Below are 13652 nucleotides of genomic sequence, written 5' to 3' on the forward strand. Positions count from 1 at the left end.
ATTGCGCATGGCGGCTCGCCGCGCGGCCTGCAACCATCAGGAGACATTCAGGAACATGGGCGCTCTCAGTCATATCCGCGTGCTGGATCTCACCCGCGTGCTCGCCGGTCCGTGGTGCGCGCAGACGCTCGCCGATTTCGGCGCCGACGTCATCAAGATCGAACGCCCCGAGGTCGGCGACGACACGCGCCACTGGGGGCCGCCGTATCTGAAGACGCCGGACGGCGCGGACACGCGCGAAGCCGCCTACTATCTCGCGGCGAACCGCAACAAGCGCTCGGTCACGCTCGACATCGCGTCGCCCGAGGGCCAGCGGATCGTGCGCGAGCTGGCCGCGCAAAGCGACGTCGTGCTCGAAAACTACAAGGTCGGCCAGCTGAAGAAGTACGGCCTCGACTACGAATCGCTCAAAGCGGTGAAGCCCGACCTGATCTACTGCTCGGTCACGGGCTTCGGGCAGACCGGGCCGTATGCGCAGCGCGCCGGCTATGACTTCATCGTGCAGGGCATCGGCGGCTTCATGAGCATTACCGGCGAGCGCGACGGTCAGCCGGGCGGTGGCCCGCAGAAGGCCGGCGTCGCGATCGCCGACCTGATGACCGGCATGTACTCGACGATCGCCGTGCTGACCGCGCTCACGCACCGCGATCGCACGGGCGAAGGCCAGTACATCGACATGGCGCTGCTCGACGTGCAGGTCGCGATGCTCGCCAACATGAACTCGAACTACCTCGCGAGCGGCCAGCCGCCAGTGCGCTGGGGCAACGCGCATCCGAACATCGTGCCCTACCAGACCTTCCAGACGAGCGATGGCTGGATCATCGTCGCGGTCGGCAATGACGGCCAGTTCCGCAAGTTCGTCGAGGTGGGCGGCCGCCCGGAGCTCGCCGACGACGACCGTTTCGCGACCAACCCCGCGCGCGTGCGCAACCGCGAACTGCTCGTGCCGATGCTCGCGGACATGGTCCGTCTGCAAGGCAAGCAGCAATGGATCGCGGCGCTCGAAGCGGCCGGCGTGCCGTGCGGGCCGATCAACAACCTCGACGAAGTGTTCGACAACGAGCAGGTGGTCGCGCGCGGTCTGCAGGTGGATCTGCCGCATCCGTCGGGCGGCACGGTCAAGCTCGTGCGCAATCCGATCAACATGACCGGCACGCCGCCGCAGGCGCTGAGCCATCCGCCACTGCTCGGCGAGCACACCGAGCGTGTGCTGCGCGACCTGCTCGGATACGACGCGCAGACGATGGCGGAGTTGAAGCGAAAGGCGGTGATCTGATCGACGATGCGACGAGACTCAGCGCGGCGCCCTTAGCGAAGCCAGCCAGCTGCGCCCCTCGTCCCAATCGCCGAGGCCGCTATCGGCGTTGATGTGGCCGCGCGCGCCAATCTCGATCCAGCGGCTGCCCCACGCGTTCGCGCAGGTTTGTGAAAACGGCACGCCGCCATACGGATCGTCGCTGCTCGCCACGACGATCGTCGCAAACGGCAGGCGTTCGAGCGGCACCGGCGCAAAGCCGGTCGCGTCCCGCGGGAAATGCGCTTCGGCCGGATCGGGCACGGCGACCAGCAGCGCGCCGGCCACCTTCGCGAGTTGCGCCGCGCTCGCGTACCGCGAGGCCCAGAACGCCGTGGTCAGACAGCCGAGGCTGTGAGCGGCGAACACGACCGGCGCGTCGAGGGAGTCGAGCGTGGCGGCCAGCGTGCGGCACCAGGCGTCTCGCGAAGGGTGGTCCCAATCCGGCATCCGCACGCGGACGAACGCGGGATCGAGCGCTTCCCAGCGCGTTTGCCAGTGGCCTGGGCCGGAGTCCAGATAGCCCGGCAGTACGAGTGTGGTTGGTTGTTGTTCGGTCATCATGCTTCCCCGTGTTCGGCTTATGGCCCGCTCGCGGGATAGCGCGGCGGGGCGTCTACCGTATCACGCGTGCCACGCCGGCACCACGGGGATCGCTCGCGGGCTCGGGCGTCGTGCCGTTCACGCGGATCATCTGCACGTCGCCGTTGTACGGCTGCTGCTCGACCGTATAGCCGAGCGCCTTCAGTTGCGTGGCGAGCTCATCCGGCGCCGGATGGTACGGCTCGAAGTAGATCGTCTTTTGCGGCAGCAGCTGATGATGGAACCGCATCGCGGCGAGCGCGTCCGTCGGCGACATGTCGAAGTCGGAGAGATTCGTCATCACCTGGAAGATCGTCGTCAGGATGCGCGAGCCGCCGGGCGTGCCGATCGCCAGCGCGATCTTGCCGTCCTTCAGCAGCAGCGTGGGCGTCATCGACGAAATCGGGCGGCGGCCCGGCGCGATCGTGTCCGGCTCGGCATCGTCGGCGCCGGATGCCGAGGCCGCGCCCGACGCGCCCGTCGCCCCGGCGCCGGCCGGCTTGATCAAGAAATCGTCCATCGCATCGTTCAGCAGGAACCCGCCGCCGTCCACCACCACGCCCGAGCCGAAATCGCCGTTCAGCGTGTAGGTGTTCGACACCGCGTTGCCCCACTTGTCGACTACCGAGAAATGCGTGGTTTGCGCCTTCTCCGTCGCCTCGGCGCCGTCAGCGCCGGGCTTCACCGGCGCCGCGCCCGGCGCTTCGTCGGTTTTGACTTCGGCCGCGCGCTGCGCGACGTAGGCGTCGTCGATCAGCTTCGCGACCGGCACCGGCGATGCGTCCGGGTCGCCGATATAGCGCTGCCGGTCCGAGAACACCCGATCCTCGATCTGCGCGATCAGATGGATGTACGGCGCCGAATTCAACGCGAGGCCGTCGAACGCCGGCTGCAGAGCGGCCCGCATCTTTAGCATCTGGATCAGCCCGATGCCGCCCGAGCTCGGCGGCGGTGCGGTGATCACGCGGTAGCCGTGCCAGTCGGCTGCGAGCGGCTCGCGCCACAGTGCCTTGTACTGGCTCAGATCCTGGCTCGTGATCAGGCCGTGGCCGTACATCTGCGCGGCGATCATTTGAGCGGTGCGGCCCTCGTAGAACTCGCGGCCGCCGTCGCTCGCGATTCGCCCGAGCGTCTGCGCGAGTTCCGGCTGGCGCAGCGTCGCGCCCGTTCTCAGGTTGCCGAAATAGGCGTCGAAATTGGTCTTGCCGGCGAAACCCTTCGCGGCCGCGTCGCGCCGCTGCTGCAGGCGCGGGCCGACCTGGAAGCCGTCGGTCGCGTAATGGATCGCGGGCGCGAGCACCTGCTTCCATTTAAGCTTGCCGAAGCGGCGCTGCGCTTGCCACATACCATCGACGGTGCCCGGCACAGCCGCCGCGCGATGACCGACCGTGCTCATGCCCGGCACCACGTTGCCCTTGTCGTCGAGGTACATGTCGCGGTTCGCCTGCTGCGGCGCGCGCTCGCGATAGTCGAGAAAATACGGCTTGCCGTCGACCAGCAGCGTCATGAAACCGCCGCCGCCGAGGTTGCCCGCATCGGGCCGCGTGACGGCGAGTGTGAAGGCCATCGCGACTGCGGCATCGACCGCGTTGCCGCCTTCGGCAAAGATCTGCTGCGCGGTGTCGGCGCTATAGGCATCGGGCGCGGCGACGGCCGACGCATCGAGCGGCGGCTTCGGCGCCGCTGTTTTCGCGGCGGCGGACAGCGGCGCGGCCACGTTCACGGCAAGCGCGGCAAACCAGGCCGAAGCGAGCACGCGACGAGTACCGCAAGAAAATCGGGCGCTAGCCAAAGCGCCGGCAAAAGGCGCGCGAAACGCGCCGTGCATCGGGATAGACATCCGGGAGAACTCCGGCAACGAAGCGAGCATGGCGCACGAGCAAAGGAGCCTCGTGCAAGCGATGAAGGACAGCGTGGACAGCTCAGGCGGCCCGCCCCGCGCGAAGGCCCAGCCCGGGTGCGCGGGCCGCGCGCAGCAGCGCATCCTAAGTCGGCGCGTCGCGCGCCGCCAACCCGTTTTACCTCCTGTTACAGCCCCGCGCGCCTCCTTCGGCGACTGCGGCATCCGCGCCAGACCCGCCCCGCCGTTGGCTGCGCGCCGCAAGCGCCTGCCGCGAGCGGGCTCGTCAGGTAGAATTGTCGGCTAAGCGGGCGCATTGCGCGCCCCACGGACTCTCACCTTCTCGCATGAATACCGAACGCAAAGACGCTGATCGCAACGACGCGCCCACGGCATCCAATTTCATCCGCAACATCATCGACGACGACAACCGCACCGGCAAATGGAGCCAGCGCGTCGAAACGCGCTTCCCGCCGGAGCCGAACGGCTATCTGCACATCGGTCACGCGAAGAGCATCTGCCTGAACTTCGGCGTCGCGCGCAGCTACGGCGGCGTGTGCCATCTGCGCTTCGACGACACCAATCCAGAGAAGGAAAGCGTCGAGTACGTCGAGTCGATCATCGACTCGGTGCGCTGGCTCGGCTTCGAATGGGAAAAGGACCGCACCGAACATCTGTACTACGCGAGCGACTACTACGACAAGCTGTACGAGTTTGCCGAGCTGCTGATCCAGCGCGGCAAGGCGTACGTGGATAGCCAGTCGGCCGAGGAAATGCGCGCGAACCGTGGCTCGGCCACCGAAGTCGGCACGCCGTCGCGTTTCCGCGATCGTTCGGTCGAAGAAAACCTCGACCTGTTCCGCCGCATGAAGGCGGGCGAGTTCAAGGAAGGCGAGCACGTGCTGCGCGCGAAGATCGACATGTCGTCGCCGAACTTCAACATGCGCGACCCGGTCATCTATCGCATCCGCTTCGCGCATCACTACCGTACCGGTGACACCTGGTGCGTGTACCCGATGTACGACTACACGCACTGCATCTCGGACGCGCTCGAAAACATCACGCATTCGCTGTGCACGCTCGAATTCGAAGATCACCGCCCGCTGTACGACTGGATCCTGAACGAGCTCGCCGAAGCCGGCATCTTCAAGCGTCCGTTGCCGCAGCAAATCGAGTTTTCGCGCCTGAACCTGACCTATGCGATCACCAGCAAGCGCAAGCTGCTGCAACTCGTCAACGAAGGCCATGTGGAAGGCTGGGACGACCCGCGCATGCCGACCATCGTCGGGGTGCGCCGGCGCGGCTTCACGCCCGAATCGATCCAGCTGTTCTGCGAGCGCATCGGCGTGACCAAGGTCGACTCGTGGATCGATATGAGCGTCTTCGAAGGCGCGCTGCGCGACGATCTCGACGAGAAGGCGCCGCGCATCGCCGCCGTGCTCGATCCGGTCAAGCTGATCATCGACAACTTCCCCGAACGCCTCACCGAGCCGTGCCACGCACCGGTGCATCCGCATCATCCGGAACAGGGCGTGCGCGAGTTTCCGATTTCCCGCGAGCTGTGGATCGAGCGCGAGGATTTCACGGAAACGCCGCCGAAGGGCTACTTCCGTCTGTTCCCGGGCAACAAGGTGCGCCTGCGCTACGGCTACGTGATCGAATGCACGCACGCGGACAAGGACGAGAACGGCAACATCGTCGCGGTGCATTGCAACTACTTCCCGGACAGCAAATCGGGCACCGAAGGCGCGAACAATTACAAGGTCAAGGGCAACATCCACTGGGTCAGCGCCGCGGCTGCGTGCCCGGCCGAAGTGCGCATCTACGACCGGCTGTTCAAGGAACCGCAACCGGACGCCGGCGGCCGCGATTTCCTCGAAGCACTGAATCCGGACTCGAAGCGCGTGGTCCACGCCTACCTCGAAACCGGCGCGCGCCATGCGCTGCCGGAGCAGCGCTACCAGTTCGAGCGCCACGGCTACTTCGTTGCCGATCGCGTCGATTCGAAGCCGGGTAAGCCCGTATTCAACCGCATCGTCAGTCTGCGCGACAGTTGGGGCAAGCCGGCCTAAGCTCACGTCAGCGACGGCCCGGCGTTGCCGGGCCCAGACCGGTTGCCTGAGATTCGATCGACACTCATGCGCGCTCGCCTGGGCGCGCCGGTCCGGGAGGTCCGATGAAGGTTGCAGTCCGCCGCGGGGATGGGACTGAAAGTAGGATTTGCGTCGCAAGGAGTCCGCGCGGCTCACGCTTGCCGCGCTTCGTGCGCGATCTGCACCGCGCGCTGCTTGCGCTGGTCGCCTGCGGTGCGGTCGCGTTCGCTGGCCCGGCACGCGCGGATGAACTGACCGGTACGCTGAGAAAGATCCACGACGACGGCGTCGTCGTCCTCGGCGTGCGCGAGGCATCGATCCCGTTCTCGTACTTCGACGGCAAGCGCACGGTCGGCTACTCGCAGGCGATCGCGATGCAGATCGTCGATGAAATCCGGAAGACGCTCGGCATGGCGCAGTTGCGGGTTCACGAAATCACGGTGACTTCGTCGAACCGCACGCCGATGCTGCTGAACAACCAGATCGATCTCGAATGCGGCTCGACCACGCACACGGTCGAGCGCGAAAACGTCGCCGCGTTTTCGGACAGCCTGTTCCAGTACGCGGTGCGCATGATCACGCGCAGGAACAGCGGCATCACCGACTTCCCCGATCTGGCCGGCAAGCCGGTCGTGACGACCGCGGGCACGTCCGACGAGCGCCTGCTGCGCAGCCTCAACACCGAGAAGCAGTTGAACATGCGCATCATGAGCGCGCGCGACCATCAGGAAGCCTTCAACGCAATGAAAGACGGCCGCGCGGTGGCGTTCGTGATGGACGAGCCGATCGTCTACGGTTTCAAGGCGACCGACCCGCATCCCGACGATTTCATCGTGACGGGTGCGCCGCTCGGCTATGAGGTGTACGCGTGCATGTTCCGCAAGGGCGACGAGCCGTTTCGCGCGCTCGTGAATCGCGTGATCGTGCGCTCGCAGACGTCCGGCGACGCCGAGCGTCTGTACCGGCAGTGGTTCACGCAGCCGATTCCGCCGCGCGGCATCAATGTCAATTTCCCGCTGTCGGAGCAGAACCGCGCGTTGTTCGCGCATCCTAACGACCGCGCGCTCGACTGAACGCGGCGCGCGCCGTCTATAGCGACCGGTGCAGCTCCGCGAGCGACAGCGTCGTCTCGAAGAGCCGCGTCAGACTACGGCTCGCATACAGCGGGACCTCTTCGATCGACGCCCAGCGGTAGTCGTCCATTTCGGGGATCAGCGTGCCGTCCGAGCGGCGCGGAAACAGCGACGTGCAGGTGCACACGCTCAGATCGAGTTCGCCGGCACTCGCGCGCGCCGCGAATAGATGCAGGTCCTTGTCGCGCCGGTAGACGAACAGGCCGAGATCCTTCAGGCGGCCCGCCTGGAGCGCGATGCCGGTTTCCTCGACCATCTCGCGCAGCGCGGTCTCGTGCGGCGCCTCGCCGTCCTCGCCCTGCCCTTTTGGAATATCCCAGTGCGACGTTTCGGTGGCGTGCGCGAGCAGCACGCGTCCGTCGGGATCGAGCAGCACGATCCCGCACGAGACGATTCGCGGGCTCATCGCTTCTGCAGTTGCCAGGCGCCGCCTACCTTGCAGAAGTTCGGACGCAGGTTCATCGATTGCCCTTTCGCATTGAGTACGACGCCGAGGACGCGGCAAGTGCGCCCGCCTTCGGTCGAGGTGCTGTCCATCGTGATGGTCGCGTCGATCTTCACACTATTGCCGGTGCCGTCGTTGACCCACGTGAAGCTGTCGCCGTCCTTTCTGTCATTGAGCGCGCTCATGACCGCGTGCTTGATCGAGTCGTTGTCGCGCTGCTTCATGTAGGTGATCGGCGTGTCGTTCAGAAAGGCGAGGTTCGCCGCTTGCGCGCCGATCGCCGCGCCGAGCAGCAGGCTCGCGGCACTGAGGCGGAACAGCACACGGGTTCGCGTCGACATGTGGGACTCTCCTTGAGGTGCGCACGGCGCGCACGGGCGCACGGCGGCTTTTGATCCTGACCTCAAAAGCATAGCATGCACACTTCTGCGGGCAGCGCCCCATCGATGCGGCCATCAACGCGCGGCGGCCGTCCCCTGCAGGCGGAACGTATTGACGACGTCGCGCAGCATCTGCGCCTGCTCCTGCATCGACTGCGCGGCGGCCGCCGCCTGCTCGACCATCGCCGCGTTCTGCTGGGTGGTCTCGTCCATCTGCGCGATCGCGAGATTGACCTGCTCGATGCCACGGCGCTGCTCGTCGGACGCGGCGGAAATCTCGCTGATGATGTCGGTCACGCGCTTCACTGCATCGACGAGCGAGTCCATCGTGCCGCCCGCTTTCTCGACGAGCGCCTTGCCGCTGCCGACGCGCGCGACCGAATCCTCGATCAGCGTCTTGATCTCCTTGGCCGCATCGGCGCTGCGGCGCGCGAGATTGCGCACCTCGCCCGCGACGACCGCGAAGCCGCGACCCTCTTCACCGGCGCGCGCGGCTTCGACGGCCGCGTTCAGCGCGAGGATGTTGGTCTGAAACGCGATGCTCTCGATCACGCCGATGATGTCGACGACGCGTGCCGAGCTCTCCGCGATGCTCTGCATATTCGCGACGACGTGCTGCACGGCCTCGCCGCCCTCGCCCGCGAGTTGCGACGCGGAGTGCGCCATGCGGTTGGCCTGCAGCGCGTTGTCGGCGTTCTGTTTGACGGTCGCCGTCAGCTGCTCCATGCTCGCGGCCGTTTCGCCGAGCGACGACGCCTGCTGTTCCGTGCGCGCCGACAGATCGAGATTGCCCGCGGCGATCTCTTCCGCCGCGACCGTGATGGTTTCGGTGCCGCCGCGAATGCGCCTGATCGCGTCGGCGAGGCGGCTTTGCATGCGCTGCATCGCGAACAGCATGCTTTCCTGATCGTTGCCGGCCAGTGCGACGGGGCACGATAGATCGCCGTCGGCGATCGTCTCCGCGACGCTCGCCGCGTAGGCGGGCTCGCCGCCGAGACTGCGCTTGACGTTGCGGATGATCAGCACGAGCGCGATGGTGCTGACGCTGCCGATCACGAGGATCGTCAGCAGATAGCGCAGCAGGTCGGCGCGGAACGCCGCGTCGATGTCGTTCACGTAGACGCCCGAAATCAGATACCAGTCCCACGCGGCAAAGCGCTTGACGAAGCTGATCTTCGGCACGTGCTCGTTGTGGCCAGCAAGGCGTCCCATGTAATCGACGAAGCCCTGTCCCTGCGCCTGCGCCACCTTGACCATCTCGACGAACAGCAGCTTGCCGTCGGTGTCCGCGTAGTGCGACACGTCTTTGTTGCGCAGATCGGCGAGCACCGGGTGCATGATCACGACCGGCGTCGCGGTCGTCACGATCATGTAGCCGCTGCCGGGGTAGCGCATCGCGGACAGGCGCGCCAGCGCCTGCTGCCGTGCCTGTTCCGGTGTCAGCTCGCGCCGGTCGGCGCGCTGCGCGTAGTCGGCGACGATGCCGTACGCGCTCTCGACGACGTTCTGCACCGCCGATTTGCGCTCGGCGAGCATCGTCGCGCGCGACTGCCACGCGGCCCAGCCGCCGAGGCCGAGCAGACCGAGCCACGTGATCAGCAGCGCGAGCCAGAGTTTGGTGTTGAGGCTGAGTCGGTTCACGCTGATTCCTCCAATCGCGGCGCGTCAAACGGTTCTGTTGAACTAACGGCGTCGCGCGCGATTTCCTGAGTCGGGAAACACCCGAAGCGAGCCATTCGATGACGGAAACGACAACGTGCGTGTGACGTCGGGGAGTTGCTGATCGTCAGCCGGGCCCGCGCGCCGATATCAGTTGCTCGACGATCCGGGCGAGGTGCGAAAAGACAGCAAAAAAGACAAAAAGGGTTACAGGCGCGAGGCTTGTAACCCTTTCGATGTTTCTGGTACGGCAGGAGGGGCTCGAACCCCCGACCCTCGGCTTAGAAGGCCGATGCTCTATCCAGCTGAGCTACTGCCGTATGGATCGCTATCTGCATGAAACCGGCACTCGCAGCGAGCCGCCCGATTTCGCACAAACTAAAATTCTAACTGACCTGCAAACAACCGGGCCCGGATTATAACCGATCGCCCGCCGCGCTCAGACCGGCTGCGGATGCAGCATGAACCAGCCGAGGAACACGATCCCCGCGATCGCGCAGTACAAACCGAACGACGCGAGACGCCCGCGGCCTTCGAAATAGCGCATCAGGAAACGCACGCTCAAGTACGCGGCGATCGCGGTCAGCACGCCGCCGAGCGCCGCGTCGGCAAGCTGGCTCGGCGCGTGGAGCAGCTTCGGCAGTTCGAGTACGCCAGCCGCGAAAATGATCGGGGTGCCGAGCAAAAACGAAAACTCGGCGGCTTTCTCGGTGGTGAGGCCGGCCGCATTGCCGGCGATCATCGTCAGGCCGCTGCGCGAGAAGCCCGGAATCAGCGCGCCGATCTGCGCGAGGCCGACGAAGAACGCCTGGCGGAACGTCAGCTTTTCCGGTGCCCGATGCGCGCGTGCGCGTTGCAGGCGATCGCCGAACCACAGCAGCACGCCGTTCACGATCAACGCAAACGCGACGATCCGCAGATCGTGAAAAATCGCCTCGAGGCGCTTTTCCAGCACGAGACCGACGAGACCCGCCGGAATCGTACCGATGATCAGCGCCCACATCATGTGACCGTCGTCGTTGCGGCGACCGCCGAGCGACGCGAAGAAACCGCGCACCAGCGCGCACCAGCGCTCGCGGAAGTACCACAGCAGCGCGAACGCGGTGCCCAGATGCAGAGCGACGAGGAACGGCAGCAACTGCGGCGCATGCTTGTCGATGTGCATGTCGAACAGGGCTGGCACGAGCAGCGTGTGGCCAAGGCTGCTCACCGGAAACAGTTCGGTCACGCCTTGCAGCACGCTGAGAAAAATCAGAAACGACAGGTTCACGCGGCGGTCCTTGTAAGCAAAGTGTCGGGAAACTGCGCGCCGCACAAAAGGGAAGCCGGCGCGTCAAAAGGCGCACCGATTATGCCTGGCTGCACAGTCAGCGCCAAGCGGTTAGACCACATTCGGAGAGAAATTGACGCGCCGCGTCACAACTCGACACGGTTGTTACGCGAGGGCAAGGAAGCGGGCAGCGGATTCGTCGCGCGCGTACTGCGAACGCAGAGGAATGAACCCAGCGGGATCAGCGCTTGAGCGAGTGGAAGAAGTAGTACGTGCTAGCCGTGAATATGCCGAACAAAGAAACGGCCATTGCCATTGCGAGATCCATGATGCCTCCTGAGCCGATTCGCCCGGGAGTCGGATAGACCGGACGCTCAGGCGGATTATCAATAGGATTCGCCCTTTTCCGACACCCGCAATTTCCCGGGAAGGGTTTCCCCGTAGCGCAAAGCAGCGCAAAATCGCGGTTTCAGCGCGCCTGACGCAGTCGCGGCGAGTGGCGCAAAACGCCGCTTCATCCGGATGCAACGGCCGACGCAGCCAACCGCTTTGCAGGACCCTCAACCTCTATCTGGCTACCTACTGACCATGCCCCTCTCCCCGGAACAGGACATTCTCGAGATCGCCCAGGACGCCTCCGTGCTCCGCTTTTCGCCGCAAGCCGGCGGCCGTCTGCTATCGTGGACGATCGATGGCGAAGAGGTGATCCACTGGCCCGAACACGCCGACTGGAGCGCGCCCGCGCGGATTCGCGGTGGCAATCCGCTGCTGTTTCCGTTTCTCGGCCGTCACTTCGTCGACGGCAAGATCGGCCATTGGCGTGACGCGCATGGCACCGTGCGCGAGATGCCGATGCACGGTTTCGCGCGCGACCTGCCGTTCGAGCCCCACGCCGACGTGCATGGCGCCGGCCTGCGCATGATTCTGACCGACAGCAAAGCGACGCGCGCCGTCTATCCGTTCGGCTTTCGCTTCGAAGCCGCTTACGAGCTCATCGATCCGCGCACGCTCGACGTGACGCTGACCACCACCAATACCGGCCACACGCCCCTGCCCTACTACGCCGGCCATCACTTCTACTTCACGCTGCCGCACACGCAGCGCGCGCAGACGACGATCGAGCTGCCGCCCACCGAGCGCTGCCGTCAGCTCGGGGATGGCTCGATCAGCCCCGCCGAGCCTGGCGAAGCGAGCTACACGCTCGACGAAGACCGCATCTACGACCGCTTCCATTGCCTGAGCGGCACGCCCGATCGACCGGTGCGGGTCGAGGCGCCGGGCATCAACCGCGTAATTACGATCGATCTGCAGCGGCCCGGCTCGGTGCCCTGGTACTCGGTCACGACGTGGACCGAAACGCCGCAATCGGACTTTTACTGCGTTGAGCCGTGGCTCGGGCTGCCCGATGCGATCCATAACGGCCGCGGCTTGCGCTGGCTCGAGCCGGGACAAACCGAGACGGCGGCGCTGCGCATTACCGTCGAGAAGACCAGCTGATATGCCGACGCCGGCGGCGAGCGGCTCGAAGCGGCCGCCCGTCGCCTCGCCCTCCTCGCCGGGGGGCGCAACACAAAACCGTTAGAATCGAACGCTTTGTCTGTCTGTGCCGCGTGATCGGGATCGGCGCGCGGCAGCGCTTTGCGAGGTCCAATGCTGGAAACAACAAGAATCAAACGACTCGGTTGCGCGGCGTTGTTCGTGCTGCTCGCCGCGTGCGGGTCGGCGCCGGTGGCGCCGGGCTACTACCGGGTCGAACGGGGCGACACGCTATCGAAAATCGCGCGCGGCAACCGCCAATCGGTGCAGAACATCGCGCGCTGGAACAACCTGACCAATCCGGACAACATCGAGGTCGGCCAGGTGCTGCGTGTCGCGCCACCGAGCGGAACGGCGTCGACGAGCGGTGCGATCCGTAGCGGCGGCGGTGGTGGCGGTAGCGGCAGCGCGAGTGCGTCGGCCGCGCCGCGTGCTGCGCCGCCGGACACTGCGCCGGCCACCGCGCCCGCGCCCATTTCGCTGGTCTGGCCGGCCGACGGCACCGTGTTCCGCCGTTTCGACGGCGGCAACTCGAAGGGGATCGATATTTCCGCGGCGGCCGGCACACCGATCGTCGCGGCGGCGCCCGGCACCGTCGTCTATGCGGGCAACGGTCTGCGCGGCTACGGCAATCTTTTGATCCTCAAACACAACGCCGACTACCTGACCGCTTACGCGCACAACCGCGCGCTGTTCGTGAAGGAAGGCGAATCGGTCAAGCGCGGCCAGAAAATCGCCGAAATGGGTGACACCGATACCGATCGCGTGATGCTGCATTTCGAGCTGCGCTACCAGGGCCGCTCGATCGATCCGTCGAAGGAACTGCCGCCGCGCTAGGCGGCGGCGGGCGCGAGAACCCACCGTGCTATAAACGCTCAATTCGAAGCGGCGTGGCTGCGCGCCACGCCCTTCGTAGATTTGCAAGGAATCTGAAATGAAAAGCCCATTGGCGCGCGTCGCGGCGGCCGCAACGATCAGTCTCGGCCTCCTGACGCTCGGCGGCCTCGGCGGCTGCTCGACCACGACTACGATGACCTATCTGCCGAGCGGCGACACCGGCTTCGCGATCAACTGCAGCGGCAGCGACGCGAGCACGAGCTGGGCCGAGTGCTACAAGCGCGCGGGCGAAACCTGCGGCAACTACGGGTACGACGTGGTGTCGAAAGACGTCGACAGCGGCGCAACGTCGGGCGGCACGATCGGCGGGATTTTCGGCGCGAATGTGAAAAACCGTTCGATGGTCATTCGCTGCAAGCAGTAATGGCGGCACTTTGTGCGCCAGGCACGGCCGCCCAGCGGGAATAGCGTCACCGATCAGCGGCGTCGCCGGCGTCCCGAGCGCGGATCGATGCGAGCGGCGAAGCGCAGCAGCAACGCGAGCGCGATCACCCATACGCCGACAAAGATGATCACCCCGGTC

Annotated in this window: 12 protein-coding genes and 1 tRNA gene; 6 read left to right on the forward strand and 7 right to left on the reverse strand. The window is 65.8% G+C overall.

All coding sequences use genetic code 11. The annotated features are described in order from the left end of the window. Nucleotides 1-55: 55 nt before the first annotated feature. A complete protein-coding gene (locus tag VSR82_RS04020; RefSeq protein WP_429461847.1) occupies nucleotides 56-1276 on the forward strand; it encodes a CaiB/BaiF CoA transferase family protein in 1221 nt (406 codons plus the stop codon). Between the two features lie 18 nt (nucleotides 1277-1294). Here the strand turns inward: VSR82_RS04020 and VSR82_RS04025 are convergent, their stop codons facing one another. Together VSR82_RS04025 and ggt are read right to left on the reverse strand one after the other, a co-directional pair. Beyond that, a complete protein-coding gene (locus VSR82_RS04025; RefSeq protein WP_498857499.1) occupies nucleotides 1295-1855 on the reverse strand; it encodes an RBBP9/YdeN family alpha/beta hydrolase in 561 nt (186 codons plus the stop codon). A gap of 55 nt (nucleotides 1856-1910) precedes the next feature. Next, entirely contained in the window at nucleotides 1911-3716 is a 1806-nt protein-coding gene (gene ggt, locus VSR82_RS04030; RefSeq protein WP_429458565.1) for a gamma-glutamyltransferase, read from the reverse strand. A gap of 347 nt (nucleotides 3717-4063) precedes the next feature. Here ggt and VSR82_RS04035 point away from each other — a divergent pair, with 347 nt between their 5' ends. Together VSR82_RS04035 and VSR82_RS04040 are read left to right on the forward strand one after the other, a co-directional pair. After that, nucleotides 4064-5788 carry a glutamine--tRNA ligase/YqeY domain fusion protein gene (locus VSR82_RS04035; protein WP_429458563.1) on the forward strand — a complete coding sequence of 575 codons (1725 nt, stop codon included), beginning with the start codon at nucleotides 4064-4066 and terminating at the stop codon, nucleotides 5786-5788. 104 nt (nucleotides 5789-5892) lie between these two features. Next, on the forward strand, nucleotides 5893-6882 hold the full coding sequence (locus tag VSR82_RS04040; RefSeq protein ID WP_429458561.1) for a transporter substrate-binding domain-containing protein: 990 nt from the start codon (nucleotides 5893-5895) through the stop codon (nucleotides 6880-6882). Between the two features lie 16 nt (nucleotides 6883-6898). Here VSR82_RS04040 and VSR82_RS04045 read toward each other — a convergent pair whose 3' ends face one another. From VSR82_RS04045 to VSR82_RS04065, 5 genes are all read right to left on the reverse strand, one after another. After that, a complete protein-coding gene (locus VSR82_RS04045) occupies nucleotides 6899-7348 on the reverse strand; it encodes an NUDIX hydrolase (protein ID WP_429458559.1) in 450 nt (149 codons plus the stop codon). Next, nucleotides 7345-7728 carry a hypothetical protein gene (locus tag VSR82_RS04050; protein ID WP_429458557.1) on the reverse strand — a complete coding sequence of 128 codons (384 nt, stop codon included), beginning with the start codon at nucleotides 7726-7728 and terminating at the stop codon, nucleotides 7345-7347. Before VSR82_RS04050 ends, VSR82_RS04045 begins: the two co-directional genes overlap by 4 nt. 114 nt (nucleotides 7729-7842) lie before the next feature. Then, nucleotides 7843-9408 carry a methyl-accepting chemotaxis protein gene (locus tag VSR82_RS04055; RefSeq protein WP_429458555.1) on the reverse strand — a complete coding sequence of 522 codons (1566 nt, stop codon included), beginning with the start codon at nucleotides 9406-9408 and terminating at the stop codon, nucleotides 7843-7845. 261 nt (nucleotides 9409-9669) lie between these two features. Then, nucleotides 9670-9746: transfer RNA gene (locus VSR82_RS04060), tRNA-Arg, on the reverse strand. A 119-nt stretch (nucleotides 9747-9865) separates the two neighbouring features. After that, nucleotides 9866-10696 carry an undecaprenyl-diphosphate phosphatase gene (locus VSR82_RS04065; protein WP_368585263.1) on the reverse strand — a complete coding sequence of 277 codons (831 nt, stop codon included), beginning with the start codon at nucleotides 10694-10696 and terminating at the stop codon, nucleotides 9866-9868. A gap of 588 nt (nucleotides 10697-11284) precedes the next feature. On the opposite strand from VSR82_RS04065, the gene VSR82_RS04070 reads away from it, so the two are divergent. The 3 genes from VSR82_RS04070 (at nucleotide 11285) to VSR82_RS04080 (ending at nucleotide 13493) form a co-directional block, all read left to right on the forward strand. Beyond that, nucleotides 11285-12193 carry an aldose epimerase family protein gene (locus VSR82_RS04070; protein WP_368585262.1) on the forward strand — a complete coding sequence of 303 codons (909 nt, stop codon included), beginning with the start codon at nucleotides 11285-11287 and terminating at the stop codon, nucleotides 12191-12193. A gap of 153 nt (nucleotides 12194-12346) precedes the next feature. Further along, a complete protein-coding gene (locus VSR82_RS04075) occupies nucleotides 12347-13069 on the forward strand; it encodes a peptidoglycan DD-metalloendopeptidase family protein (RefSeq protein ID WP_429458553.1) in 723 nt (240 codons plus the stop codon). Between the two features lie 97 nt (nucleotides 13070-13166). Beyond that, a complete protein-coding gene (locus VSR82_RS04080; protein ID WP_368585260.1) occupies nucleotides 13167-13493 on the forward strand; it encodes a hypothetical protein in 327 nt (108 codons plus the stop codon). Nucleotides 13494-13652: the final 159 nt, after the last annotated feature.

Source organism: Burkholderia sp. JPY481, from assembly GCF_038900515.1.
Classification (GTDB): domain Bacteria; phylum Pseudomonadota; class Gammaproteobacteria; order Burkholderiales; family Burkholderiaceae; genus Paraburkholderia; species Paraburkholderia youngii.

What these genes read in the sequence shown, in the direction of transcription:
- VSR82_RS04045 (WP_429458559.1), bottom strand. Translation starts at nt 7,348, where the DNA reads ATGAGCCCGCGAATCGTCTCGTGCGGGATCGTGCTGCTCGATCCCGAC.
- VSR82_RS04025 (WP_498857499.1), bottom strand. Translation starts at nt 1,855, where the DNA reads ATGACCGAACAACAACCAACCACACTCGTACTGCCGGGCTATCTGGAC.
- VSR82_RS04020 (WP_429461847.1), top strand. Translation starts at nt 56, where the DNA reads ATGGGCGCTCTCAGTCATATCCGCGTGCTGGATCTCACCCGCGTGCTC.
- VSR82_RS04080 (WP_368585260.1), top strand. Translation starts at nt 13,167, where the DNA reads ATGAAAAGCCCATTGGCGCGCGTCGCGGCGGCCGCAACGATCAGTCTC.
- VSR82_RS04040 (WP_429458561.1), top strand. Translation starts at nt 5,893, where the DNA reads ATGAAGGTTGCAGTCCGCCGCGGGGATGGGACTGAAAGTAGGATTTGC.
- VSR82_RS04035 (WP_429458563.1), top strand. Translation starts at nt 4,064, where the DNA reads ATGAATACCGAACGCAAAGACGCTGATCGCAACGACGCGCCCACGGCA.
- VSR82_RS04070 (WP_368585262.1), top strand. Translation starts at nt 11,285, where the DNA reads ATGCCCCTCTCCCCGGAACAGGACATTCTCGAGATCGCCCAGGACGCC.
- VSR82_RS04075 (WP_429458553.1), top strand. Translation starts at nt 12,347, where the DNA reads ATGCTGGAAACAACAAGAATCAAACGACTCGGTTGCGCGGCGTTGTTC.
- VSR82_RS04050 (WP_429458557.1), bottom strand. Translation starts at nt 7,728, where the DNA reads ATGTCGACGCGAACCCGTGTGCTGTTCCGCCTCAGTGCCGCGAGCCTG.
- ggt (WP_429458565.1), bottom strand. Translation starts at nt 3,716, where the DNA reads ATGTCTATCCCGATGCACGGCGCGTTTCGCGCGCCTTTTGCCGGCGCT.